This is a genomic window from Falsibacillus pallidus (assembly GCF_003350505.1).
Taxonomy (GTDB): Bacteria; Bacillota; Bacilli; order Bacillales; family DSM-25281; genus Falsibacillus; species Falsibacillus pallidus.
This window is the reverse complement of record NZ_QQAY01000005.1, coordinates 25,537-47,557: the sequence shown is the minus strand read 5'-3', so window position 1 is coordinate 47,557 and position 22,021 is coordinate 25,537. Positions and strand designations below refer to the sequence as shown.

General features: G+C 44.2%; 26 protein-coding genes and 1 pseudogene. 18 read left to right on the top strand and 9 right to left on the bottom strand.

Annotated features, from left to right (window positions below; translation table 11 throughout):
• Window positions 1-66: 66 nt before the first annotated feature.
• From DFR59_RS10625 to DFR59_RS10615, 3 genes are read left to right on the top strand one after another with little or no spacing between them, the layout of a single operon-like run.
• A complete protein-coding gene (locus DFR59_RS10625; RefSeq protein ID WP_114745618.1) occupies window positions 67-507 on the top strand; it encodes a hypothetical protein in 441 nt (146 codons plus the stop codon).
• Between the two features lie 10 nt (window positions 508-517).
• Window positions 518-754 carry a DUF3977 family protein gene (locus DFR59_RS10620; protein WP_114745617.1) on the top strand — a complete coding sequence of 79 codons (237 nt, stop codon included), beginning with the start codon at window positions 518-520 and terminating at the stop codon, window positions 752-754.
• A gap of 18 nt (window positions 755-772) precedes the next feature.
• Window positions 773-982, top strand: coding sequence for a hypothetical protein (locus DFR59_RS10615; protein WP_114745616.1), 210 nt, complete (start codon window positions 773-775; stop codon window positions 980-982).
• 35 nt (window positions 983-1,017) lie between these two features.
• On the opposite strand, the gene DFR59_RS10610 is transcribed toward DFR59_RS10615, so the two are convergent.
• Both DFR59_RS10610 and yfkAB read right to left on the bottom strand, forming a co-directional pair.
• Complete coding sequence (locus DFR59_RS10610) at window positions 1,018-1,302, bottom strand: hypothetical protein (protein WP_114745615.1); 285 nt, start codon at window positions 1,300-1,302, stop codon at window positions 1,018-1,020.
• Window positions 1,303-1,662: 360 nt separating this feature from the next.
• Entirely contained in the window at window positions 1,663-2,787 is a 1,125-nt protein-coding gene (yfkAB, locus tag DFR59_RS10605) for a radical SAM/CxCxxxxC motif protein YfkAB (RefSeq protein ID WP_114745614.1), read from the bottom strand.
• A 147-nt stretch (window positions 2,788-2,934) separates the two neighbouring features.
• Between yfkAB and DFR59_RS10600 the strand changes: the two genes are divergently transcribed.
• Together DFR59_RS10600 and DFR59_RS10595 are read left to right on the top strand one after the other, a co-directional pair.
• On the top strand, window positions 2,935-3,120 hold the full coding sequence (locus tag DFR59_RS10600) for an SE1561 family protein (protein WP_114745613.1): 186 nt from the start codon (window positions 2,935-2,937) through the stop codon (window positions 3,118-3,120).
• Window positions 3,121-3,412: 292 nt separating this feature from the next.
• Window positions 3,413-3,826, top strand: coding sequence for a GNAT family N-acetyltransferase (locus DFR59_RS10595; RefSeq protein WP_114745612.1), 414 nt, complete (start codon window positions 3,413-3,415; stop codon window positions 3,824-3,826).
• 80 nt (window positions 3,827-3,906) lie between these two features.
• Here the strand turns inward: DFR59_RS10595 and DFR59_RS10590 are convergent, their stop codons facing one another.
• Window positions 3,907-4,536 carry an HAD-IA family hydrolase gene (locus tag DFR59_RS10590; RefSeq protein WP_114745611.1) on the bottom strand — a complete coding sequence of 210 codons (630 nt, stop codon included), beginning with the start codon at window positions 4,534-4,536 and terminating at the stop codon, window positions 3,907-3,909.
• A gap of 337 nt (window positions 4,537-4,873) precedes the next feature.
• On the opposite strand from DFR59_RS10590, the gene DFR59_RS10585 reads away from it, so the two are divergent.
• The 3 genes from DFR59_RS10585 to DFR59_RS10575 all read left to right on the top strand — a co-directional run bounded on the left by DFR59_RS10585 (window position 4,874) and on the right by DFR59_RS10575 (window position 7,499).
• Window positions 4,874-6,421, top strand: a complete 1,548-nt coding sequence (locus tag DFR59_RS10585; RefSeq protein ID WP_114745610.1) for a fumarate hydratase — start codon at window positions 4,874-4,876, stop codon at window positions 6,419-6,421.
• 445 nt (window positions 6,422-6,866) lie between these two features.
• Entirely contained in the window at window positions 6,867-7,121 is a 255-nt protein-coding gene (locus tag DFR59_RS10580) for a hypothetical protein (protein ID WP_114745609.1), read from the top strand.
• A gap of 78 nt (window positions 7,122-7,199) precedes the next feature.
• On the top strand, window positions 7,200-7,499 hold the full coding sequence (locus tag DFR59_RS10575; protein ID WP_114745608.1) for a hypothetical protein: 300 nt from the start codon (window positions 7,200-7,202) through the stop codon (window positions 7,497-7,499).
• 68 nt (window positions 7,500-7,567) lie between these two features.
• Here DFR59_RS10575 and DFR59_RS10570 read toward each other — a convergent pair.
• Window positions 7,568-7,962, bottom strand: a pseudogene (locus tag DFR59_RS10570) (tautomerase family protein).
• 15 nt (window positions 7,963-7,977) lie between these two features.
• On the bottom strand, window positions 7,978-8,475 hold the full coding sequence (locus DFR59_RS10565) for a DUF4865 family protein (RefSeq protein ID WP_114745607.1): 498 nt from the start codon (window positions 8,473-8,475) through the stop codon (window positions 7,978-7,980).
• Between the two features lie 121 nt (window positions 8,476-8,596).
• Between DFR59_RS10565 and DFR59_RS10560 the strand changes: the two genes are divergently transcribed.
• The 6 genes from DFR59_RS10560 to DFR59_RS10530 all read left to right on the top strand — a co-directional run bounded on the left by DFR59_RS10560 (window position 8,597) and on the right by DFR59_RS10530 (window position 14,119).
• Window positions 8,597-9,382 carry a LysR family transcriptional regulator gene (locus tag DFR59_RS10560; protein WP_114745727.1) on the top strand — a complete coding sequence of 262 codons (786 nt, stop codon included), beginning with the start codon at window positions 8,597-8,599 and terminating at the stop codon, window positions 9,380-9,382.
• 371 nt (window positions 9,383-9,753) lie between these two features.
• The gene (gene pdaA, locus DFR59_RS10550) at window positions 9,754-10,557 is read left to right on the top strand and encodes a delta-lactam-biosynthetic de-N-acetylase (protein ID WP_114745605.1); all 804 of its coding nucleotides are present in this window, start codon (window positions 9,754-9,756) and stop codon (window positions 10,555-10,557) included.
• A gap of 253 nt (window positions 10,558-10,810) precedes the next feature.
• Window positions 10,811-11,683, top strand: coding sequence for a DNA-3-methyladenine glycosylase family protein (locus DFR59_RS10545; RefSeq protein ID WP_114745604.1), 873 nt, complete (start codon window positions 10,811-10,813; stop codon window positions 11,681-11,683).
• Window positions 11,684-11,689: 6 nt separating this feature from the next.
• Window positions 11,690-13,075 (top strand): 23S rRNA (uracil(1939)-C(5))-methyltransferase RlmD, encoded by a 1,386-nt coding sequence (gene rlmD, locus DFR59_RS10540; protein ID WP_114745603.1) that lies wholly within the window; start codon window positions 11,690-11,692, stop codon window positions 13,073-13,075.
• 52 nt (window positions 13,076-13,127) lie between these two features.
• Complete coding sequence (locus tag DFR59_RS10535; RefSeq protein WP_114745602.1) at window positions 13,128-13,325, top strand: hypothetical protein; 198 nt, start codon at window positions 13,128-13,130, stop codon at window positions 13,323-13,325.
• A 143-nt stretch (window positions 13,326-13,468) separates the two neighbouring features.
• Window positions 13,469-14,119: an SDR family oxidoreductase gene (locus tag DFR59_RS10530; protein WP_114745601.1), complete on the top strand. Its 651-nt coding sequence runs from the start codon at window positions 13,469-13,471 to the stop codon at window positions 14,117-14,119.
• An 80-nt stretch (window positions 14,120-14,199) separates the two neighbouring features.
• Here the strand turns inward: DFR59_RS10530 and DFR59_RS10525 are convergent, their stop codons facing one another.
• From DFR59_RS10525 to DFR59_RS10510, 4 genes are all read right to left on the bottom strand, one after another.
• Entirely contained in the window at window positions 14,200-14,970 is a 771-nt protein-coding gene (locus DFR59_RS10525; protein WP_114745600.1) for a class I SAM-dependent methyltransferase, read from the bottom strand.
• 195 nt (window positions 14,971-15,165) lie between these two features.
• Complete coding sequence (locus tag DFR59_RS10520; RefSeq protein WP_114745599.1) at window positions 15,166-15,975, bottom strand: cupin domain-containing protein; 810 nt, start codon at window positions 15,973-15,975, stop codon at window positions 15,166-15,168.
• 116 nt (window positions 15,976-16,091) lie between these two features.
• The gene (nei, locus tag DFR59_RS10515; RefSeq protein WP_114745598.1) at window positions 16,092-16,913 is read right to left on the bottom strand and encodes an endonuclease VIII; all 822 of its coding nucleotides are present in this window, start codon (window positions 16,911-16,913) and stop codon (window positions 16,092-16,094) included.
• Between the two features lie 120 nt (window positions 16,914-17,033).
• Entirely contained in the window at window positions 17,034-17,942 is a 909-nt protein-coding gene (locus DFR59_RS10510) for a Gfo/Idh/MocA family protein (RefSeq protein WP_245948452.1), read from the bottom strand.
• 167 nt (window positions 17,943-18,109) lie between these two features.
• Here DFR59_RS10510 and DFR59_RS10505 point away from each other — a divergent pair, with 167 nt between their 5' ends.
• The 4 genes from DFR59_RS10505 to DFR59_RS10490 all read left to right on the top strand — a co-directional run bounded on the left by DFR59_RS10505 (window position 18,110) and on the right by DFR59_RS10490 (window position 21,971).
• A complete protein-coding gene (locus DFR59_RS10505) occupies window positions 18,110-18,895 on the top strand; it encodes an SDR family oxidoreductase (protein WP_114745597.1) in 786 nt (261 codons plus the stop codon).
• 367 nt (window positions 18,896-19,262) lie between these two features.
• Complete coding sequence (locus DFR59_RS10500) at window positions 19,263-20,030, top strand: SDR family NAD(P)-dependent oxidoreductase (RefSeq protein WP_114745596.1); 768 nt, start codon at window positions 19,263-19,265, stop codon at window positions 20,028-20,030.
• A gap of 183 nt (window positions 20,031-20,213) precedes the next feature.
• A complete protein-coding gene (locus tag DFR59_RS10495) occupies window positions 20,214-21,167 on the top strand; it encodes a tRNA dihydrouridine synthase (protein WP_114745595.1) in 954 nt (317 codons plus the stop codon).
• A gap of 231 nt (window positions 21,168-21,398) precedes the next feature.
• Window positions 21,399-21,971, top strand: a complete 573-nt coding sequence (locus tag DFR59_RS10490) for a hypothetical protein (protein WP_114745594.1) — start codon at window positions 21,399-21,401, stop codon at window positions 21,969-21,971.
• Window positions 21,972-22,021 lie beyond the last annotated feature (50 nt).

The following is a 22,021-nucleotide window of genomic DNA, read 5'->3' as shown; positions in this document are numbered from 1 at the left end:
GGTGTGCTTTTTTTATGTCTTTTAATTTCCATTTTATGTTAATATAAAATGGAAAGGGGATAGGACATGAAAAGAATATTTGCAGCTGCAGTGATAATAGTTGTACTTATAATGGGAGCGTATTTGATTGATGGCTTATTAAACACTGAACCCCCTAAGCCGACCATTACTGTTGACGGGAAAAACGCAGAGGTTGCTCAAGGTTCGTATTGCTGGAAAGGCTTGTTTTCAGGCTCATGTGCAGACATGATTTCCCCGTTAGACATGGCAAAAAATTTGAAACTGACAATAGCGAAGCCAGGATCCAAAGTTAAAGTTGAATTTAGGAAAAAGCCTATTAATGATATTGGCGGCTCCCAATGGGTGAGCGGCAAAGACACCAAAGAGGTTATATTTAATGGAAATACGTTCACTGTGCCGGACGAAAAAGGGAACTACGCTTATATTGTATACGCCATGTGGAAACAAGGAACCGGAAGTTTTGTCTTTACGATTGAAGTGAAGTGAGGGAACGCACTTGAAGTACATTGAAATTGGATTAGGCAACAGTTGGCTAGTCAGGACGGAAACAGAGCATGATGATGGCACGGAGTTTGAAGAAAAAGGTATAGTGGGTCCGGTCAAATTCAGGTCTTTGTATATGAGAATTTGGATACGAAAGACAGTTCTGGTTCTGGATCTGAAAGAAGGATTTAAGAGAATGAAGAAGGATCGAAACAAGTACAAAGTCATTGTTGGTATTGTGAGTGAATGAATGTGGAGGTGAAGTTTGTTGGAGAAGAAGACGAAGAAAAAAAAGCGAGAAAAGGAAATCTGGAAGATATGGGATGGAATTTTCACCTCTGGACTCTTTTCTTTTATGAATGATGCAGAAGAAGCTAGGCATGATGATAAGAAATTCAGGGATATGCTATGGTCTTTATTATTTGGCGTGGCTTTTACTGTTGTTTTGTTCTTTTGTATTTTTAGATTTTTAATTTGATTTAGTATAAGCTGCAGATTTGAATAATTATCTTGTTAGTTTATTTTCTGGTTCAACAAATTTTTAAAATGCTGCCGGTCTTTCTTGCTGCTCAGTAAACTTCTAACATTCTTCCTTGATGCAAAATATTCCCTTATATCATCATCTTCTTCAATCAGCTTAAGGATAGATGGCTGATTGTTCACTAATTGCTCAAACCAATATTTATTTTTAATTAAGTTAAAATTTGCTATAATTTTAGCTTCTTTTGAGAGGGTAAGGTATTTAAGGTATCCAAAAATATCTTTAATGATTTCCCATATTGCTTCTTCGTTTCCCATCAATGACTGCTCCTCATTGCGAATATGTATTTTCTATATTTTAACGTATTATCAATAAATATTAGGATTTTATCTTTTTAAAATATGATGAAATTGTATGTTAAAATATGGATAAAGGTCAATCGGATGTGGGGTGGCTATCTTTAATGAGTTTTTGGGGGAAGAAGGAAAGCGAAGGCGAGAGGTTTCTTTTTTTAGACGTGGTTTTTTCATTATTGGAGATTGGGTGTTTTGGTGTAGGATGCGCGGTTCCTATCCTTATAATTTCGATGGTACTTATTTTTATGGTGATAACATTTTAAAAGAGTAAAAATTAGCAGCCCACATCGATTATGAATGGGACTGCTCATTTTTTTGATATTAAATACGTGACGCCTGCTTAGTGAAATCAACTTCAGGGTAGTAAGCATCTTTGACGAGTACGTTCGGCCCCAGGCATTTGACGGCTGGACAGTGGCAGTTCAGTTCTTTTGCCAGCTTCGTGTCCATCCATTTGTCAAAGACGTCGGTCAGCTGGTCGTTTGCGATATTCCCGAGCGGAGGCGTGTCGCCGAAGTCTGTCACCATGACATCTCCGTTGAAAATGTTGACGTTCAGACGGGAACGGCCGTCAGGATCATTGCGGACGGTCACTTTTGGACTGCTGTAAAGTCGATTCAACAGCTTAATGTCCTCATCATTTTGGCTGCACGGATAGAATGGAAGCGTGCCGAACAGCATCCAGACGTCTGGATTCCGCATATCAAGCAGCTGGTGGATGGCTGTGCGCATTTCTTCCAGGCTGAGCGTTTCCATCGTTGAAGCAAAATCGCTTGGATACATAGGATGAATCTCGTGCCTGGCGCACTTCATTTCCTCCGTAATCTGTCTATGTATGTGCTCCATATGAGGAAGGGTTCGCTTATTCAGCATGGTCTCCGCGGAAACCATGACGCCGGACTCCGCGAGTGCACGGCTGTTTTCAATCATTTGGTGGAACAGCTTTTCCCTTTGTGCGGGAGTCGGCTTCCGGTCCATCATGGCGAAGCCGCCTTCGATGAAATCGTCGATGGTTCCCCAGTTATGGGAAATGTGCAGGACGTCTAAAAACGGTGCAATTTCTAAATATCGCGGGAGATCCAGCGTTAAATTAGAATTGATCTGAGTACGGACCCCGCGTTCATGTGCATACTGTAAAAGAGGCAGCACATAGTTTTTTACCGATTTTTTTGAAAGCATCGGCTCCCCGCCGGTGATGCTCAATGAGCGGAGATGCGGAATTTCGTCCAGCCGGGATACAAGCAGATCAAGCGGAAGTGCATCCGGATCCTTCGGCTGTAGGGTGTAGCCAACTGCGCAGTGCTCACAGCGCATGTTGCAAAGAGTGGTCGTGGTGAATTCCACATTTGATAAAGTAAGACGGCCATGCTCCTCGATGTCCATATAGGCTTCCCAAGGATCATGGTCCGGTGTGATGGTTTTTAGATTGATTTCTTTAGTTGGCATGTTCTTGCTCCTTCTTGCAGTTAGAGTTCAACTGCCATTATTCTCTTGTTTTTCGAAGGTGTCAACTCGTTTTTGAGGCTGCCACAAAGTTATTGCAGAATACCGTTACATCCGTTACCATTAAGAGGTACGAAAGGAGGTTGCAAAATGGGCAACGCAATCCACGATAACGAATCACAACTATCTTATTTAAAAACAAGATTGAATATGTTCATGGATGTCCTTGACTCCATCGATCCTGAAAATACAGAACTAGACGATATCGATCGCCTGATTGGCATGATTGATGACATAGAGACGAAGTGCGAACAATTTAAAAAAGATGAGAAGTAATGAGGAGTCCGCTGACTGAGAGTTGGCGGGCTTTTTTATTTGGCCCTGCTGTTGTGGCTGAATTGCTAGAAGAAGTTTTGCGTTTGCTGGAAGTCCCGCAATATTTGCTAGAAGGTGCATGAATTTCGCTAGAACTTCAGGGGAATTTGCTAGAAGGCGCAGGCAGGAGAAATACAATTGAAATAGAATCCTTTATACGTGTGCAATTTTACGTCTGGAGGTCCTCACTTTGCTCCTTTACTTTTGATAAAACCTCTTCCAATAGGTAAATAAATAGTGAGAGTGGTAAATAATGATCTATAAAAATTCTCTTGAGGGCATTTCACCTGATATGCTGAATGGCTTCTTTGTTGGATGGCCAAATCGACCAAGTCCGGAAACGCATTTAAAAATGCTGAAAAACAGCAGCAAGGTAGTAGTAGCGATTGACAATAATAGAAATCAAGTAGTGGGTTTCATTACAGCAATCAGCGATGGGGTTCTTTCGGCATACATCCCGTTCCTTGAGGTATTGCCGGCCTACCAAAATAAAGGGATCGGCAATGTGCTGGTGAAGCAGATACTTGAAGAATTAAAGGAAATCTATATGGTCGACCTGTGCTGCGATGATGATCTCGTTCCATATTACGAAAAGCTTGGAATGTTCAAGGCGAATGGAATGCTTTTCAGGAACTACGAGAGACAGTCTGGTGCCGCTAACGAATAAATAAAATGGAATTGAAAAACTCGCCTTTTATGGCGAGTTTTTTCATTCGACAAAAATCGGGGTAATTCGGGTGGTGCCTGTCACTTATGTGTCGCTTGGAGGAGGGACCGCAGCTGCTCGAAGTCTGTGATGTTGTAGTCGGCGTGGCTGCTGGTGTCGCCGTTTTCTGAGAAGTAGCAGGCGCTGATGCCGGCGTTTTTAGCTGCTAGAATGTCCAGGTAACGGTCTCCGACCATAATGGCTTCCTCTTTATTGATTCCATGTTTGTCCAGCAGGAATTGAATGGCATCTGGCTTTGGCTTGCGCTCAAATCCATGCTCGGATGTGATGAAGTCAGTGAAGTAGTCGTACATCCCGAATTTTTTCAGCATCACGATAGAAGACTGCCCTCTATGGGTGTATAAGTAATTATTCCCGCCGGACTCATGTATGTATCGGCAAATCTCCAGTGCACCTTGGAACGGTTCTGCCATATCGATTTCCTGTTTCGTCCGTTTAGCATGATAGTTTTCTTTAAACTCATCATTGATTTGATAGGTCTTTTCATAATGATTGAAGGCTTCCGTCATGGATACTTTCATGTGCTTCAAAATTTCATCAAGAGGTTCATCGATTCCTATGATTAGAAGAGATTCCTGAAAAATTTTCCCCATAATGGGATACGAATCAAATAGCGTGCCATCAAAATCCCACATTACGTGTTTGTACATTTAAAGTCCCCCTTTTTATTCAGTGTACCTTAATAATGGTGCAAGGTAGAAATTTGATCTGCTAGAAAATGGCCACGAATTGCTAGAAGTTCGTAGAAAATTGCTGGAACATATGGAAAAGATGCTAGAACATACGAGAAAACTGCTGGAACAAGCATGATTATCACTCGAACATTGCGGAATTTCCCATATTGCCGCTATTTTCAAAGGAACTTCCAACCTTGTAACCGATTCCACTTTTCAACCTTTTCAGACAGGAGTATAATGGTTTACGGAAATAATAAAGGACAAGTTAGAGAGAGATTACATGTGTTCTGACAAGTTGGGAGAGGGAAAAATGAACCTGGAAAAGCTTAAAGAAAGTATGTATCAATTAGTAGTTGAAACGTCAACGAACTTGCCGAAGGATGTGCGCCGTGCAATCCAGAAGGCGAAGCACCGTGAGAATGAGGGTACGCGTGCTGCAATGAGTTTGGCGACGATTACGAATAATATTCAAATGGCTGATGAAAATGTATCGCCAATTTGCCAGGATACTGGTTTGCCAACATTCAAAGTGAAGACTCCGGTTGGTGTAAATCAGCTTGAAATCAAGGAAGCGATCTACGAGGCGATTGTGAAAGCAACGAAGGACGGAAAGCTTCGTCCAAACTCTGTTGATTCACTGACTGGTGAAAACAGCGGGGACAACCTTGGGGCAGGAACGCCTGTCATCAAGTTCGAGCAATGGGAAAAAGACTACGTGGACGTGCGCTTGATCCTTAAAGGCGGCGGCTGCGAAAATAAAAACATCCAATATAGCCTTCCGTGTGAACTTGAAGGACTTGGCCGTGCAGGCCGCGACCTTGATGGTATCCGCAAGTGCATCATGCACTCTGTTTACCAAGCACAAGGTCAAGGATGCAGCGCCGGCTTCATCGGCGTAGGCATCGGCGGAGACCGTTCTTCCGGATACGATTTGGCGAAAGCACAGCTATTCCGTTCCAACGACGACGTCAATCCGAATGAATCCCTTCGCCAATTGGAAGAGTACGTAATGGAACATGCGAATGAACTTGGCATCGGGACAATGGGCTTCGGCGGCGAAACAACGCTTCTTGGCTGTAAAGTCGGCGTGATGAACCGCATCCCAGCGAGCTTCTTCGTGTCTGTTGCCTACAACTGCTGGGCATTCCGCCGCTTAGGTGTGAGCGTGAACCCTGAATCAGGCGATATCCAAGAATGGTTCTACCAAGATGGCGACCTGATCACATTCAAAGAAGAAAACGAAGCGGAAAAAGAAACAGCGGCTGCATCTGAAAGCAATGTCGTGACGCTTCAAGCTCCAATCACAGAAGAGCAAATCCGCGAATTGAAAGTGGGAGACGTTGTCCGCATCAACGGTATGATGTACACAGGCCGCGATGCAATCCACAAATATCTTTCCGACAACGATGCGCCAATCGATTTAAATGGGCAAATCATCTACCACTGCGGCCCGGTTATGCTGAAGGATGAAGAAGGCACATGGCACGTGAAAGCGGCCGGTCCGACAACATCCATCCGCGAGGAGCCATACCAAGGCGACATCATGAAACGCTTCGGCATCCGCGCTGTCATCGGAAAAGGCGGAATGGGACCAAAAACCCTTGCTGCGTTGAAGGATCACGGCGGCGTCTACCTGAATGCAATCGGTGGAGCGGCTCAGTACTATGCAGACTGCATCAAGTCTGTTGAAGGCGTGGACCTCATGCAATTCGGCATCCCTGAAGCCATGTGGCACCTGAAGGTAGAAGGCTTCACAGCAGTCGTGACCATGGACTCCCATGGGAACTCCCTGCACGAAGAAGTCGACAAATCATCTTTAGAGAAATTGGCTAAATTCAAAGATCGCGTATTCAACTAATATAGTTGAGTGGAGAACCCGTCCTTTGTGGCGGGTTTTTGCGTTGGCTGGGGCAAAATGGCGGTGCGATTGTGCATGAAAATGGCCCTTTGCCGAGTGATCGAGGGGGAAATGGGGAGTTGCAAGGCAAAAGTGAACCATTTAGCGAGCTGAAAAGACATTTTGAGGGAAAATAAATGACAAAATGTATTTCTCAACACTGCGGAGGGTCAAAACGGCATGGAAATTAAGGTGAATTCACTCTCATGAGCGGTCCTATGCGCGAAAAAGTCTTATCTATGCGCTAAACTTCATCCTCTATGCGCGAAAAACAATCGACTATGCGCGAAACTAAATGGCTTATGCGCGAAAATGCTGTGCCTATGCGCCACTGGCTGAGAAGGGGTTGAATTTCATTCCTGTTTTTTCCATAATGAGTGTAAGGGTTTAAACGAGGGGGATGGGGATGAAACTAGATAACTTACTATTAGCAGGTGCGACTTTAATTATTTTTGGAATTGTAGATACAACAAGGGAACAGCTTGGGTTTAATAATGCATTCGAGAAACTCGTAGCAGGAATTGTGATTGGAACTATAACATGGATAATTGCAACGATTATGGGGAAGTGGTTCAAAGACTGGTCTGAAATTAGGGTGAAATGGTATGTAGCCCTGCCTATTATAGTCGGGCTAATTATCATCATTCCATTTTTTGAATGAATAGATGGATGGATTTTCATTTCAGTTTGTTCAATTATTGTGAAACTGTTTTGTTAAATCGAAAGGAGGTTGATTGTAATGTTGATGGGATTATTCTTAGTCATTATTTTGCTTATAATGGCGGCAGCAAATATTATTGCTTTTAAAATATCAAAAACAAATAGAAAGAAGCAGGTTTGGTCAGGCATTGTCTTTCTACTTCTAACTCCATTAATATTCTTCTTAACAGCCATTTCAGTAAGCCCATTCGACCCATACGGATTTGGAACAGGTATCATTTCTATCATTTATGCTGTTTTATTTTTTATAAATGGGCTTGTTGTGATTTTTATAGGTTTACTTACAAAGAATGCAAGTGCAAGTACATCCCCACGTTAGTACTTGCATTTGCCAAAAAATAAGGGAACTCCAAAAAGTGGGGTTCCCTTTTCACAAATTAAAAAAACTCATGGAATCATCTGCCCCAACCCATCCCCAAACGACCAGTTCTCGGCAGGCGTCTCGTTCATTGTGATAAACACGTCGGTCATAGCGATTTCCAGATCCACAGATACACGTTCAGCAATGGCCTGATACAGCCCCTTTTTTTGCTCAGCCGTCCTGCCGGGTCCGCAAGTAATGGCGATATACACCATGTTTTTTGTTCTCTTTTGCCCCTCCGCAAGCAGGTAAGAGGATCGAAGAAAAAGTGATCAGAAGGATAGGGCATATACAACTGGAAATAGTCAGCTTCAGGGATGTGGAAATGCTAGATCAATGATTGGTGGATGCCTTTGCTCGCTGACTCCAGCTTGCCAGAACTTGCAAGCTGCTCAGGATAATAAACGGTCACAATCGGCATAATGCAAAATCCTTCCTATTGGGAAATGTGGAGGATTTCATATACGGTCACGGGAGCGTCTTGAGCAATTTCCGGCTTTTCCTTATAAAAAGTGAACTGGCTGTAGCCCCATTTATCCGGGTTGTAAATCAAGCATTTTCCTAACTGTTCCCCAATTGCAAAATCGCCGGCATCCATAAATGTGGTTTGAGTCAATGTTTTATTTTCCGAAATACGACCGGCAGCTTCCACAACATAGTTGCTTTTAGAAAAATTCTCCGCCAAGTCCAAATATAACGGCACGCCGATTTGGATTTGCTGCCATCCGAACGAGCCCAAAATGTTGTCATAATAGCCTTCAAAGACAAATTTGTTCATTCCATCCGCCTCATTCCAAACATAGAGGGGAGCATAGGCATTGTACAAATTTCCACTCTCACTTGCTTCGGATACTAAGTACGCCTTAAACTTCAGACCTGGAAACCCATCGGTTTTATATCCATTATCTGCGACTCTTTTTCGAATGATCCCCATATCATAATCTGTCGGCACTTCCTTTCAGCTTTATATTTTTATAATAGTTCTGGAGTGAAATACTGTAAAATAGGTGTAAATGATGGTTGGTATCAGTTCAACTGATGGCGGGGGTGATGGGATGGAATTCAATGATTTGATCATTTTCAAAACGGTGGCACAGGAAGGTTCGATCAGCAAGGCGGCAAAGGAGCTTGGATATGTGCAGCCGAATGTCACGGAACGGATCAAGAAGCTGGAGCAGGAATTAGGCACGCCGCTTTTCGCACGGACAAATAAAGGCATTTCGCTGCTTCCAGCTGGGGAGACGTTAATGGCATACGCAGATAAAATCATGAACCTGATAGATGAGGCGAAAAGCGAAATCAAACGAACTGGAGCTATCACTAGAATCGGTGCGACGCAATCCATCTTAGCGGGTTATTTGAGCAGTCGAATCAAAGGGAATATAAAGGATTATCAGCTGTTTATGGATAATAGCGAACGATTGAGGGAGCTTTTGAGACTGCAGAAAATTGATGTGGCCCTTACATACGCAGATGATTTTGAGCCTGAGTTTCAGTGCATCCATACTTCAAAAATTAAAATGGGACTCTGGAAAGCGAAGGACTACGTGGTATCAGATTTTTCGAATGAGGTTTTCTTTGTCAGCCATGATACGCAGTGTCCGCACCGAAACCGCACATTGAGATTCATTCGGGAGCAAAATATTTCCGAGAAGCAGCTGCAGTACGTAGATTCATATACGGTCATTCAGGATTTTGTGTCGAGCGGCTTGGGGCTGGCATTTTTACCGATGCAGGAGGAGGAACGACTGGAAATCGTTGAGGGGGTTCCGTGTGAGGAACTGGCTATTTATTTCTACATGAAGAGAAATTCAAACAAGATGAATCTGGATTTTTTTTAGAGAATTCGAAAAATTGGCCAACCTTATGGTATAATTTAACTATTGTTAATAAGGAGAGGATAAAGATGAAGGATGTGTTTTATTTAGTTCTCAAAGTGATTGCTGTGCTATCATTTGGAGGCCTGATAACTAGTATCGCCTTGAATTGGGATAATCAGAGCCTAGAACTTTCCCTTTGTTCCATTTGTACCTTAAGTTCTCTTATTTTGATTCGAAACAAAAGACACAACGCAATAAGCAGATGACCGGCACTTGGATTATTCCAAGTGTTTTTTCTTTATTTAGCCAACGATTTTTCCATTTAAAAGCAAGCATGTTTCCTTTCTTTTACACAAACCCTAATACCAAAAGCGGTAAAGGAAGGGAACAGTATGAAAAAATGGTATGCAGTCGCTAGCGCTGCCGCATTGGTGTTGATTTTATCCTTCACGCATGCGGTGTTCGCGGTTTCGAATGAACCGATTCACTGGGGATTCCAAAAAGGCAAGAATGGCGAACAGGGGCAGGCGGGAGCCAAACTCGACACGCTGCTTGCGAAATACGGAAGCTTCTACAAGGACAGCAAGGACAAAAAAGTCCTCTATATGACGTTCGACAACGGCTATGAAAATGGCTATACGGCGCAGGTGCTGGATGTTTTGAAAAAAGAAAAAGTGCCGGCGACATTCTTCGTGACCGGCCATTATCTAAAAAGTGCACCGGACCTCGTCAAGCGGATGGTCAATGAGGGGCACATCGTCGGGAATCACTCCTGGGGACACCCGGATATGACGCAGATCAGCGATGAACAGATCAAGGAACAATTGCAGAAAGTAAAGGACGAAACAGCCCGCATCACGAAGCAGAAAGACATGGCGTACTTAAGGCCGCCGCGCGGGATCTTTAGTGAACGCACGCTGAAAATCGCGCAGGACGAGGGGTATACCCATGTGTTCTGGTCACTTGCCTTCGTCGATTGGAAAACTGATCAGCAAAAAGGCTGGAAGTATTCCTACGACAACATCATGGCGCAGGCCCACCCGGGTGCCGTCATCCTGCTGCACACTGTTTCGAAGGACAATGCAGACGCCCTTGATAAAGCCATCAAGGATTTGAAGAAACAGGGCTATGAATTCAAAAGCCTTGATGACTACATGATGAACAAGCATATGAAAAATCCTATTGTGACACCTTAATGTACCTTAATAGTTATTTAGGAAAAGTCTGTTTAGGAATCCTTCAGACTGAATGAAAACGCTTGTCAGTCGAGGCGCGCGACCGATGAGGGGCGGAGTTGCCTAAAGCGGCAATGAGCATCCGAAGAGGCCGGGCAACGAAGAATGCGAGCGTTTGTCAACAGTCTGAAGAGCCTTTAAATGGGCTTTTTTCTTTTGTCCAGGTCAACTATGCTATAATCGAGAAAACAAGTGGGATTGGGAGAGAATCGTCATGTGGGAACAAAGAATGGAGATTGAAGGACCATATAATTTTGATCTAGTGCTGGAACGCCTTGAACTCGATCCATTGAACAGCGTTGACAGGGAAGCCCGAATTGCTCGTGTACCTATATACGAACCGGAGAATGAAGTGGTTGAGGTGCAGGCAATCGGAACGCTGGACGAGCCGGTTTTTCTCATCAAGGGGAAAAAAGATGAGACGAAGGAAATCGTTCAGAAGCGGATCGCCCATGTATTTCAGTGGGACATTCCATTGTCGGAAATCCACAGCCATTTTCAGGAGAGCGATCTGAAGGATATTTTCCACCAGCACCGCGGAACGCCGCTCATCCTTGATTTTTCGCCGTATTCATGCCTGGTGAAATGCATCATCCATCAGCAGTTGAACTTGAAGTTCGCGTTCACCTTGACGGAGCGGTTCGTCCAGACATACGGTGAAGAAATCGACGACGTCTGGTTCTATCCGTCGCCGGAAAGGTCGGCTTCCCTTACAATCGAGGAATTGCGGGAGCTGCAGTTCAGCCAGCGAAAAGCAGAGTATATCATCGGATTGAGCGAGATGATCGTAAGCGGGAAGCTAGATTTAGAACAATTGAGTGAAGAATCGGATGAAACGATCATGAAGACGCTAGTGAAAATCCGCGGAGTCGGCCCATGGACCGCACAGAACTTCCTATTATTTGGGCTCGGTCGTCCAAATCTTTTCCCAACGGGCGACGTCGGAATCCAAAATGCATTGAAGAAACTATATCAGCTGGAAGCGAAACCGGACTTGAACTTCATGGAACAGTCCAGCGAAAAATGGAAGCCATATTTAAGCTACGCCTCTCTCTACCTATGGAGAAGCATTGAAGTAACGGAGTGATTTGCAGTGAAAAAACAAGCAGAACAAAAAGTATTCATCAAAGAAAAACAGACATTCCCCCTAACGATCAAGCGACTCGGGATCAATGGGGAAGGAGTCGGCTACTTTAAGCGCCAAGTCGTCTTCGTTCCAGGTGCGCTGCCAGACGAAGAGGTCGTCGTGGAAGCAACGAAGATTCACCCGAAGTTTGCAGAAGGCCGAATTAAAAAAATCCGCAAAGCGTCGCCATTCAGGACGAAGCCGCCATGCCCTGTTTATGAACAGTGCGGAGGCTGCCAGCTCCAGCATTTGGAGTACGTAAAACAGCTGGAGCTGAAAAGGGACATTGTCATCCAATCGCTTGAACGCCATACAAAATTCAAGGTCGGCCAAATGGACATCCGTTCAACAATCGGGATGGACAACCCTTGGCACTACCGCAATAAGAGTCAATTCCAGCTTGGGGAGCGCGACGGAAAAATCATTGCGGGCCTTTACAGCCTCAATTCCCATAAGCTGATCGACGTGCCGGAATGCATCGTGCAGCAGCCGGAAACGAACAAAGTCACGAATGTCATCAAGCAGATTGTGAAAGATCTCGGCATTCCTATCTATAATGAAAAAACGAAAAAAGGCGTACTGCGCACCATCGTGACCCGCGTCGGCATCAAGACCGGCCAAGTCCAGGTTGTGCTTGTGACGGCAGTAGACGAGCTGAAGCGCAAAGATCTTCTTGTGGCAGAAATCAAGAAGCGCCTGCCGGAAGTCGCTTCTGTCATGCAGAACGTGAATCCGAAGAAAACGTCCATCATTTTTGGCGACAAAACGGTTCATTTGAGCGGGAAGGAAATCATCGAGGAGCACCTTGAAGAGTTTTCCTATGAACTTTCCGCGCGCGCGTTCTTCCAGCTGAATCCCGTCCAGACGGTGAAGCTTTATAATGAAGTGAAAAATGCAGCAGCCCTGACAGGAAAGGAAAACGTCATCGATGCTTACTGCGGCGTAGGTACCATCGGCCTTTGGGTCGCAGACGGCGCGAAGGAGCTCCGCGGCATGGACATCATCCCGGAATCGATCGAAGACGCTAAGAAAAACGCCAAGAAGCACGGCGTAGAAAACGCCCTGTACGTCAGCGGCAAAGCCGAGCAGGTCGTCCCGAAATGGCAGAAGCAAGGCTTCAAGCCGGACGTCATCATCGTCGACCCGCCAAGAACCGGCTGCGATCAGGCACTGCTCGACACCATGCTCAAAAGTAAGCCAAAGAAAATCGTCTACGTCTCCTGCAATCCTTCAACATTGGCGAAGGACCTGCAGATCTTAAGCAAGCAATATAACATTAAATACATCCAGCCAGTGGACATGTTCCCGCAGACGGCTCATGTAGAAGCCGTTACGCTGTTGGAGCTTAAATAACGCTTTTCTGTTTGATGATAAGAAAAATTCGAATGCAGAAAGGGGTTAACACATGGATGCAAATAAAAAATGGCTCGCAATTCCTGAAGATATTAGAAAGAAACTAAAAAAGAACGTTTTCTGCACGAATTGTTCAGATGTTGTAGAAATTGAACAGTTTACGATTGAGAATCATTCAAATGGGATTGTCTTAGAAGGCAAGTGCAAGGTTTGTGGGAATGATGTGTCTCGAGTTATTGAAGATGAATAGGAATTGAAATGGGTGTCTGACCTCAGGTGAGTTAAAGCGATGGGGGACAGGCACCTTTTTGTTTCCAGCACATCCAGATGCTTGACCATCCTCCTTTCAGGGTATATTACATTTGTGAGTAAAAGGAAGAAAGGATGTAATCAATGAAAGTACTAATTGTTGGAGCAAACGGTCAAGTTGGGAAACATCTCGTTTCCTTTATTCAGGATCATCAAGATTTGGAAGCAAAAGTCATGATTCGCAAAGAGAAGCAGGCATCCTACTTTAAAGAGTTGGGTGCTGAAACGGTCGTTGTGGATCTCGAAGGAGACATCCCAGACATTGCAAAAGCCGCTGAAGGCGTCGATGCTATCGTTTTTGCAGCTGGTTCAGGACCAAAAACGGGCCCAGACAAAACGATATTAGTCGACTTGGATGGGGCAGTAAAAACCATCGAAGCCGCAAAACAAGCGGGCGTGAAGCGCTACGTGATGATCAGTTCGTATGATACAACGCGTGAAGCGATCCAGTCTGCAGATTCATCCTTTGCGCCATATGTCGTGGCCAAGCATTACGCAGATGAATGGCTGCGGGACACCGACCTCGATTACACAATCATTCACCCAGGCGCGCTGACGAATGATGATGGAACTGGCAAAGTAAATGCAGCCACAACAGTCGAGCGAAATGAAATTCCACGAGAAGACGTGGCCCGAGTGATTGTGGCCGTCTTGGAAAACAACGCAACGATCGGGAAGGAATTCCAGGTCGTGAAAGGCGACGTAGAAGTGAAGGAAGCGATTGATTCCTTATAATTAAATAGTGATTATATAAATGCAGCTCCCTTATTTTGTTAAGGGAGCTGTGTTTTTTTTGTTTGCGCAGCCACACATTTTTAGTATTTAATCGCTTTTAGTACGATAGATTCCCCTTCAAATGATTCCACGGTCTCATCGTTCATCTTTACCCGGAACTTTTTATGAATATCTGGTCCAGCCTTCAAGATATAGCTGTTTAGAGACTTTTTTACTTCCTCCGACTGCTTCATGCGGTTAAACCAGCTTTCAAACACAAAGGTTTTACGGAACGCGACCCATTCACTGATTTCAAACCCGCTCAGTTCGATTTTCCGCAGCCATTCTGATTTTTTCAAAGCTCTGCTATGGCTTGGATCCCGTGTCTTTTCAACCGTATTATAAAATTGGTCCCACTCATCGTTTTCAGGTGCGACATTATCATCTAATAGAAAACGGCCGCCTGGTTTTAACACACGATAAACTTCGGCTATAAAGGAGTCGATATTCGGAAAATGGTGAGGGGCAATGCGGCAGGCTACAACATCGAAGGATTCATTTGCAAACGGCATCTTTTCAGCATCACCTTGAACATAAGCAACATTTTGGTGCCCATTGGAAGTGATAAAATTTTCAGCCGCGGCTAACATTTCCTTTGTTAGATCAAAAGCGGTCACTTCGTTTGCAAAAGGAGCCAGGGCATTTGCTGTATGTCCGCCGCCCGTCGCGACGTCGAGAACACTTTCTTTATCAGTCAACTTTGCCATTTTTACAATCAGATGAAGGTCGGCGCCTTTTCGATGAATGTCACTTGTCACATAGTCGCTTGCCGTTTTTCCAAACTGGTCTTGAACTTTTGATTTAATATCCACATTTACCCCTCCGTCAATTTTCTTGATAAATATTCCAATTCATACTTTAACGATAACGCAATTGGGGACATAAGTATATTTTGTAAAATTTATGTTTTATCATAAGCTTTTATTATGCCATTACATTTTCAGGAAATAAAAAAAGGCTTGGAAAATAGCCTGCAAGCCCTAGAAATACCTTATTCTTCACATTTTTTATACGCCGTATTTTTTGCTTTGCTGAAGGAGTTTGGATTCTCCTGTCTTTTCCCATCCTTCTACTGTCTCATACGCTTTTTCGGGAGAATAGCCTTTTCCTACAAGGACGCCCATTAATATGAATTCTTGAAGAATATGCCCAGCATTTATGCCTCTTTTAACATCCTCTAAGCCTTCTTTCACCAGAAAGTCTGTGAATTGTACCCATTCATCTGGAGTCTTGCCGAAATAATCCTTTTTCTGATTATGGCTTTCTTCCGCAGCCTCAGCAGCTGCTTTGGTAACGTGAACGGTACCGAACGGATGGTTAGGCGGGGCATAGATGGAGTAAAGTTTTAGCGGCGCAGGACCGGTATTGGTCACATTATGCCATGTGCCGGCAGGGATGAAGATGGCATAATCATCAGCTACATTTGCTTCAAAATCTAAACGATCCTTGCTTTTGCCCATTTGAACAAACCCTTGTCCTTGTTCAATACGCAGGAATTGATCGACATCAGGGTGGATTTCCAAGCCAATATCATCGCCAACGTCGATGCTCATTAAGGTGAGCTGCAAATGAGATCCAGTCCATAGTGCGGTCCGGTACGTATTGTTTTGCTTTGTGGCTGCATTGATATCAACAACAAATGGATTTGCTCCATAATCTTTTAACAACATAGCTTCAGCGCCAGTAGGATAGCGTGATGGATAATAGCCGTTTTGATTTGCATAGGGCCAATAACTCGACTGCGTGCTATAATGCTGCCTTGGCATATTCACATAATAAGGATTTTGATAAGCGTACACATAAGGATTCTGAAACATATTTACCTCATTCCCTTCACGGTATATGTAATAATCCTATGCACATGTTTGGGAAAGGTACTTAATGGGACAATTCTCGCGTAAAAAAGAAACGGCGGAACCGTCCCTGTGCCTCACTATATCCCCTGGCAAACCGGACAATAATACAGCCTTCTCGAAGCGGCCACCGTCTTTTCAATTTCATTTCCACACACGAAGCAGGACGCTCCTTCGCGGTTAAAGACCCAGTGCCGATATTGCGATCGCTTGACTCCTTGGGATTTTAGCTTTTCAGCCAGTTCGAGGTCGTTCGTTATCCCGCCTGTCTTATAAGATTGCTGCATTAAATCAATGATGGCCCGTGCTGCTTTCTTCAATTGAGACTCGGAACAATCTACGGGGCGAAGTGAAGGATGGAGGCCTGCAACAAACATGATTTCAGATCTCAAGTAATTGCCTATTCCAGCGACAAACGCCTGGTCCAATAAAAGAATCGCCCATTTGCGCTTGTAGAATCGTTTATCTTTCATTCTTTGAAACAATTCATCCTCAGTGACTTCCTCACTCAAAATATCAGGACCCACTTTGGCCACAAAATGGTGACTGGAGACTTCTTCATCACGGAGTACTTCGATGTCGGATGCGCTGTAAAGAAGCGCCGACTTTTTTTCATTATGCAGAGCCAACCGAAGCTGTCGATTAGTATTGGGATAGTTGTACAGGTTCCGGATCATCCATTTTCCGTAGAGCTGATTGTGGGAGTAGATGGTGTACCCGTTATCGAAGCGGATGAGCATGGCTTTTCCCTTAGTGTCGACACGAGTGACGACCGCCCCCTTTAAGAGGTCTTCGTAGTCTTCCAAATGGGGGAGGGCAAAATAGACATCCTGTACCGTTTTATTTTTAAGGGCTCGCTCAACGCTATCGGCAGCCCTTCTGATTTCGGGACCTTCTGGCATGTTGGTTTCTCCTTTTTTAATATAATTGTTCCCTTTTTCAGCTGGCAGTAACATTTGGATGGGCTAGGAGGGAAAAGAAGAGGGACAAACCTCGAAAGGTCCATCCCTATTACTTTGATGCTATTCGATCATTTCAACTATTCTTTCGCATATTTCATGTGTGATCAATGAGTCACTGATGGAAGGATCGGGCTCTTGATTTGTTTCCACGCATTCAAGGAAGTGGTCGACGAGGTCATAGAATCCGCGTTTGTACAATGTCGGCTCCCAGTCCCCAAAGGAGTAAGTGCTTGTTTCTTTGTTATGGTAATGGGTCGTTTCCACAAGGCTGTCCACGACATACTTATGATTTCCAGCAGAGTATTCGATGATTTCTTCGGTCACGCCGCCGTCCCGGTTCATGATGCCGACAGCCGTACAGTCCTCACCGATGAGCTGAATGACGAGGTGATGCAGGAGATCTCCTTTTTTAAGGGACTGAACTTTGACATCCTTTACTTCTGAATCCATCAGGAAACGCAGGGTGTCGACGACGTGGATGAAGTCTTCGACGACAAACCTCCTTGGCTCGTCCGGTGCAGCGAATCGATTTTTCTGCATCAACAGGAAGCTTGGTTTCCCGTACTCTTTCAGTTCTTTCACCTTAGGAATGAAGCGCCGGTTGAATCCGACCATGGCAATCTTCCCGGTGTCTTTCGCCAATTGAACAATGCGTTCCGTTTCCGGGTAGTTCAAGGAAATAGGCTTGTCTATGTACACATGGATGCCGTTTTCAAGAAGTTTTTCCGATATCTCAAAATGTGCCTCTGTTGCTGTACTGACGAAAGCTGCGTCAATGTTTTCGGCAATCAATTCATCGACCGTCTGGACTCTTTTTTCTATACGGTATTTGTCTCCTAGCTTTTCAAGCGTTTCTGCTTTTCGCGTGCAAAGCACCAGCTCTATTCCTTCTTTTTCAGAGAGAACAGGCAGATAGGCTTTCTTTGCGATATCTCCTAATCCGATCAGACCAATTTTCACGTTCTTCACCTCGTTGTTTTTCTCCTATTATAGTATTCTGCAAAAAGATAGCAACTATGTGGACTTTCGATGAAGGTGCCTTCCGCGTAAAGGGGTCCCTTTATATGGGGAAAAGTTTACTGATCCAGGTAAAGGGAAGATTATACTAAAATAGATTTCCAAGGAGGACTTGCAGAATGGGTAAAACGATTTTCATCACAGGTGCAGGAAGCGGTCTCGGGAAAGGAGCGTCACTTGGCCTTGCTAAGAAAGGGCATCGCGTTATCGCAACGACTGAGCTGACTTCGCAGAAAACCGACTTGATGAGAGAAGCGGAAAAACGGGGATTGGATATAGAGGTATTCAAGCTGGATATTAAGAATGAGAGGGACCGCGAGCAGATATTGCAATATGATTTTGATGTATTTGTGGCCAATGCAGCCATCAATGAAGGGGGGCCGCTTGCGGAAGTGCCGATGGACCGTTTTCGCGCGCTCTTCGAAGTGAACGTCTTTGCCACCCTTGAAACGGTTCAATTGGCCGCGCAAAAGCTTGTGAAAAAAGGCAGCGGAAAAATCGTGTTCATGAGCTCCATGGCAGGGATTTCCGCAACACCTTATGTCGGTCCTTATACATCCACCAAGCATGCCATCGAAGGGATTGCCCAAACCATGAAATCCGAGCTTGAAGAGTTCGGGGTGAAGGTCGCAACCATCAATCCAGGCGCATTCGAAACAGGATTTAATAAGCGGGCCGGGGAAGAAATCTGGAAGTGGTTCGACGACGAAAAGAACTTCACCCGTAAAGAAGACATCCTGGAACAGCAGAAAGGGCTGGAAGATCAGTTCGATCCTGAAGATATGATCCAAAAGATGATTGAAATCATCCCTGCAGATCATCACAAATTCCGGACGGTATATCCGGAAGAAACAGAAAAACAATTGAAGCAGACTCAAAAAGAACGTTGGGAAATGGAGATTTGATTTCATAAATGAGGAGGGGAGGTAACCATTGGGAATGGGTGCCTCCTTTTTTGAAAGGCTCTGTGCAAATCCAACTGCTAGCACCTCGAGGTCATAAGCGTACCTTTGATGGCGGGTGCTGACCATGGCGCTTGCCCATGGATTTGAGAGAGATTGCTAGAGTTGATCGGGGATTTGCTAGAAGTTCATCAGGTTTTGCTAGAACTCGCTTGTTTTTTGCTAGAAGACCACGATTTTTTGCTAGAAGATCGCATTTTTTTGTTGCGGGCACATCGACTTTATTGATTACCGGAATGTTTGGGTATATTATCTTTGAGAAATGACAATTAGCATGAATTTTTTACGTGAAGAAATAGGAGGAATCGAAATGAAGAAATATACGGTCATTACAGGTGCGAGCTCTGGGATTGGGTATGAGACAGCACTTGCTTTTGCGGCACGCGGGAAAAATTTAGTCATTGCGGCACGCAGAACTGAGGAGCTTGAAAAACTTAAATCTGAAATTGTGAAAGAAAATGCTGAATTGGATGTCATCATCAAAACAGTTGATTTGTCTGATACGAAAAATGTACATGCTTTTTATGAAGGATTAAAAGAATTAGACATCGAAACGTGGATTAATAATGCCGGATTCGGTAATTTCGCATCCATTGGAGAACAAAATTTAACGAAGATTGAAACAATGCTGAATTTGAATATTGAAGCATTGACGATTTTAACGTCTCTTTATGTCCGCGATTATTCAGAGGTTGAAGGAACGCAGCTAATCAACGTTTCATCTGGCGGCGGCTACACGATCATTGGAAATGCGGTCACTTATTGCGCTTCGAAATTCTATGTCAGTGCATTTACGGAAGGTCTTGCACATGAATTAAAAGAAAAAGGTGCTAAGATGCAGGCGAAAGTGTTGGCTCCGGCAGCAACGGAAACGGAATTTGCTAAGGTTTCAAATGACCTGGAGGAGAATGTTAAATTCGAAGGGCTCCTGCCGAAATATCATACTGCTAAAGAAATGGCTGGATTCATGCTCGATCTTTATGACAGCGGCAAAGCAGTTGGAATTGTCGATGGCGAAACGTATGAATTCCATTTAAAAGATCCCATTTTTCCTTATGCGGTTAGATTGAGAGATTGATAAAACGTCTGCCCCCAAATAGCATCGAGCTATTATGTTGGGGGCAGGCGCTTTTTTTATGCAATGGGTTTGATAAAATTGGCCTAATCGTGGTATAAGTGTAGATGGAGCAGAGACTTTCTGCTTTTTAATTTTGGGGGCATTTGTTTTTGCATCCCTTAATGAGAGGATTGGAATTTCATTATGAAAGAAAATTTCTGGCGTGATTTGCCACGGCCATTTTTTATATTAGCACCAATGGAGGATGTGACGGACGTTGTGTTTCGTCATGTTGTGAGTGAAGCAGGGAGACCTGATGTGTTTTTTACGGAGTTCACGAATACGGAGAGCTACTGCCACCCGGACGGGATCCAGAGTGTGCGCGGACGCTTGACGTTTACGCAGGATGAACAGCCGATTGTAGCCCATATTTGGGGGGACAAGCCTGAATACTTCCGTCAGATGAGCATCGGCATGGCGGAGCTCGGCTTTAAAGGAATCGATATCAATATGGGCTGTCCTGTCCCGAATGTGACGCAGAACGGGAAGGGGAGCGGCCTTATTCGCCGTCCTGAAGTTGCAGCCGAGTTGATCCAGGCTGCAAAAGCAGGAGGATTGCCTGTCAGTGTCAAGACGAGGCTTGGCTTTGCGGAAATAGATGAATGGAAAGGCTGGCTTCGACACTTGTTGGAGCAGGACATTGTCAATCTTTCCATCCACCTGCGTACACGGAATGAAATGAGTAAAGTGGATGCCCATTGGGAGCTGATCCCGGAAATAAAAAAACTCCGTGATGAAGTAGCTCCGGATACATTACTGACAATCAACGGGGATATCGAAGACCGTGAAATGGGTATGAAGCTCGTGGAACAATACGGTGTAGACGGCGTCATGATCGGACGCGGGATTTTCCACAATCCATTTGCCTTTGAAAAAGAGCCGAGAGAGCATAGCAGCAAGGAATTGCTAGATCTGTTAAGAATGCATCTCGACCTTCATGATCAATATCAGCTGCGGAAATTCACGGCCCTTCACCGCTTCTTTAAAATCTATGTCAAAGGATTCCGAGGAGCAAGTGAACTAAGAAACCAACTCATGAACACAAAATCCACAGACGAAGTCCGAGACTTGCTTGATCAATTCGATTTGACGGAGTAGGGACATGGGGACAGGTTTAGTGTCCCAAGATAGTATAATGCCTGATACCTGGTGTGGTAGTAAGTTATCTCACCGGGGATCAGGCTTTTGTTTTTTTGTGCTTGAAATGGATAGATATTATTTTCATACATAAAATGGGCTTTTTTGATATAATTCTTGAATTTATACTTATCTATAATGGGGATTTGAGCAGCGGCGAATGGACGCCGGCGTAAAGAAAGCGGTGAAATTATGGCGATTATCTACAAGCAGTGCCCGAAGTGCAGGTCAAAAAATACAGTGAAAATTGTATTTGGCGAGCCCACTTTTGCAGCTCTTCAAAAAGCTGAAAAAGGTGAAATTAGGCTTGGCGGCTGCTGTATTTTAGAAGATGGACCGGAATATTACTGTAAAGATTGCGAGAATGAATGGAATAAGGAACAAGCTGTGGATGCGGCATATACCAGAATAGAAGGGATAAAAGCTACCATTGGAGGTTTCTTTGATGGCCATTACATTGTTGAAATTAATCTAATCAGCCGGCAAGTTGTGTGGAGCTTTTATGGTCGAGGAGAGGACGAAACAATTCAAAAGTCCATTGGTCCTGACACGGCTAAGAAGTTGATAGAAGATCTGAAAATGATTAACTTGCTGAATTGGAAGGCAAAGTATATTGAACCTGGTATTCTCGATGGCACTAATTGGAGTGTAGAGATTAGTAGAGATGGGCGGAAAATAAGCAAGCATGGAAATATTAAGTTTCCAGATGAATGGGATGCTTTCTGCAAAATAATCAGGGGCATTACTGGGAAGAAGTTTTCTTGAGTCTATTCTGCTTTAGTTTATAAAAGTGCCTAACCCTTAGTGCGGAATTA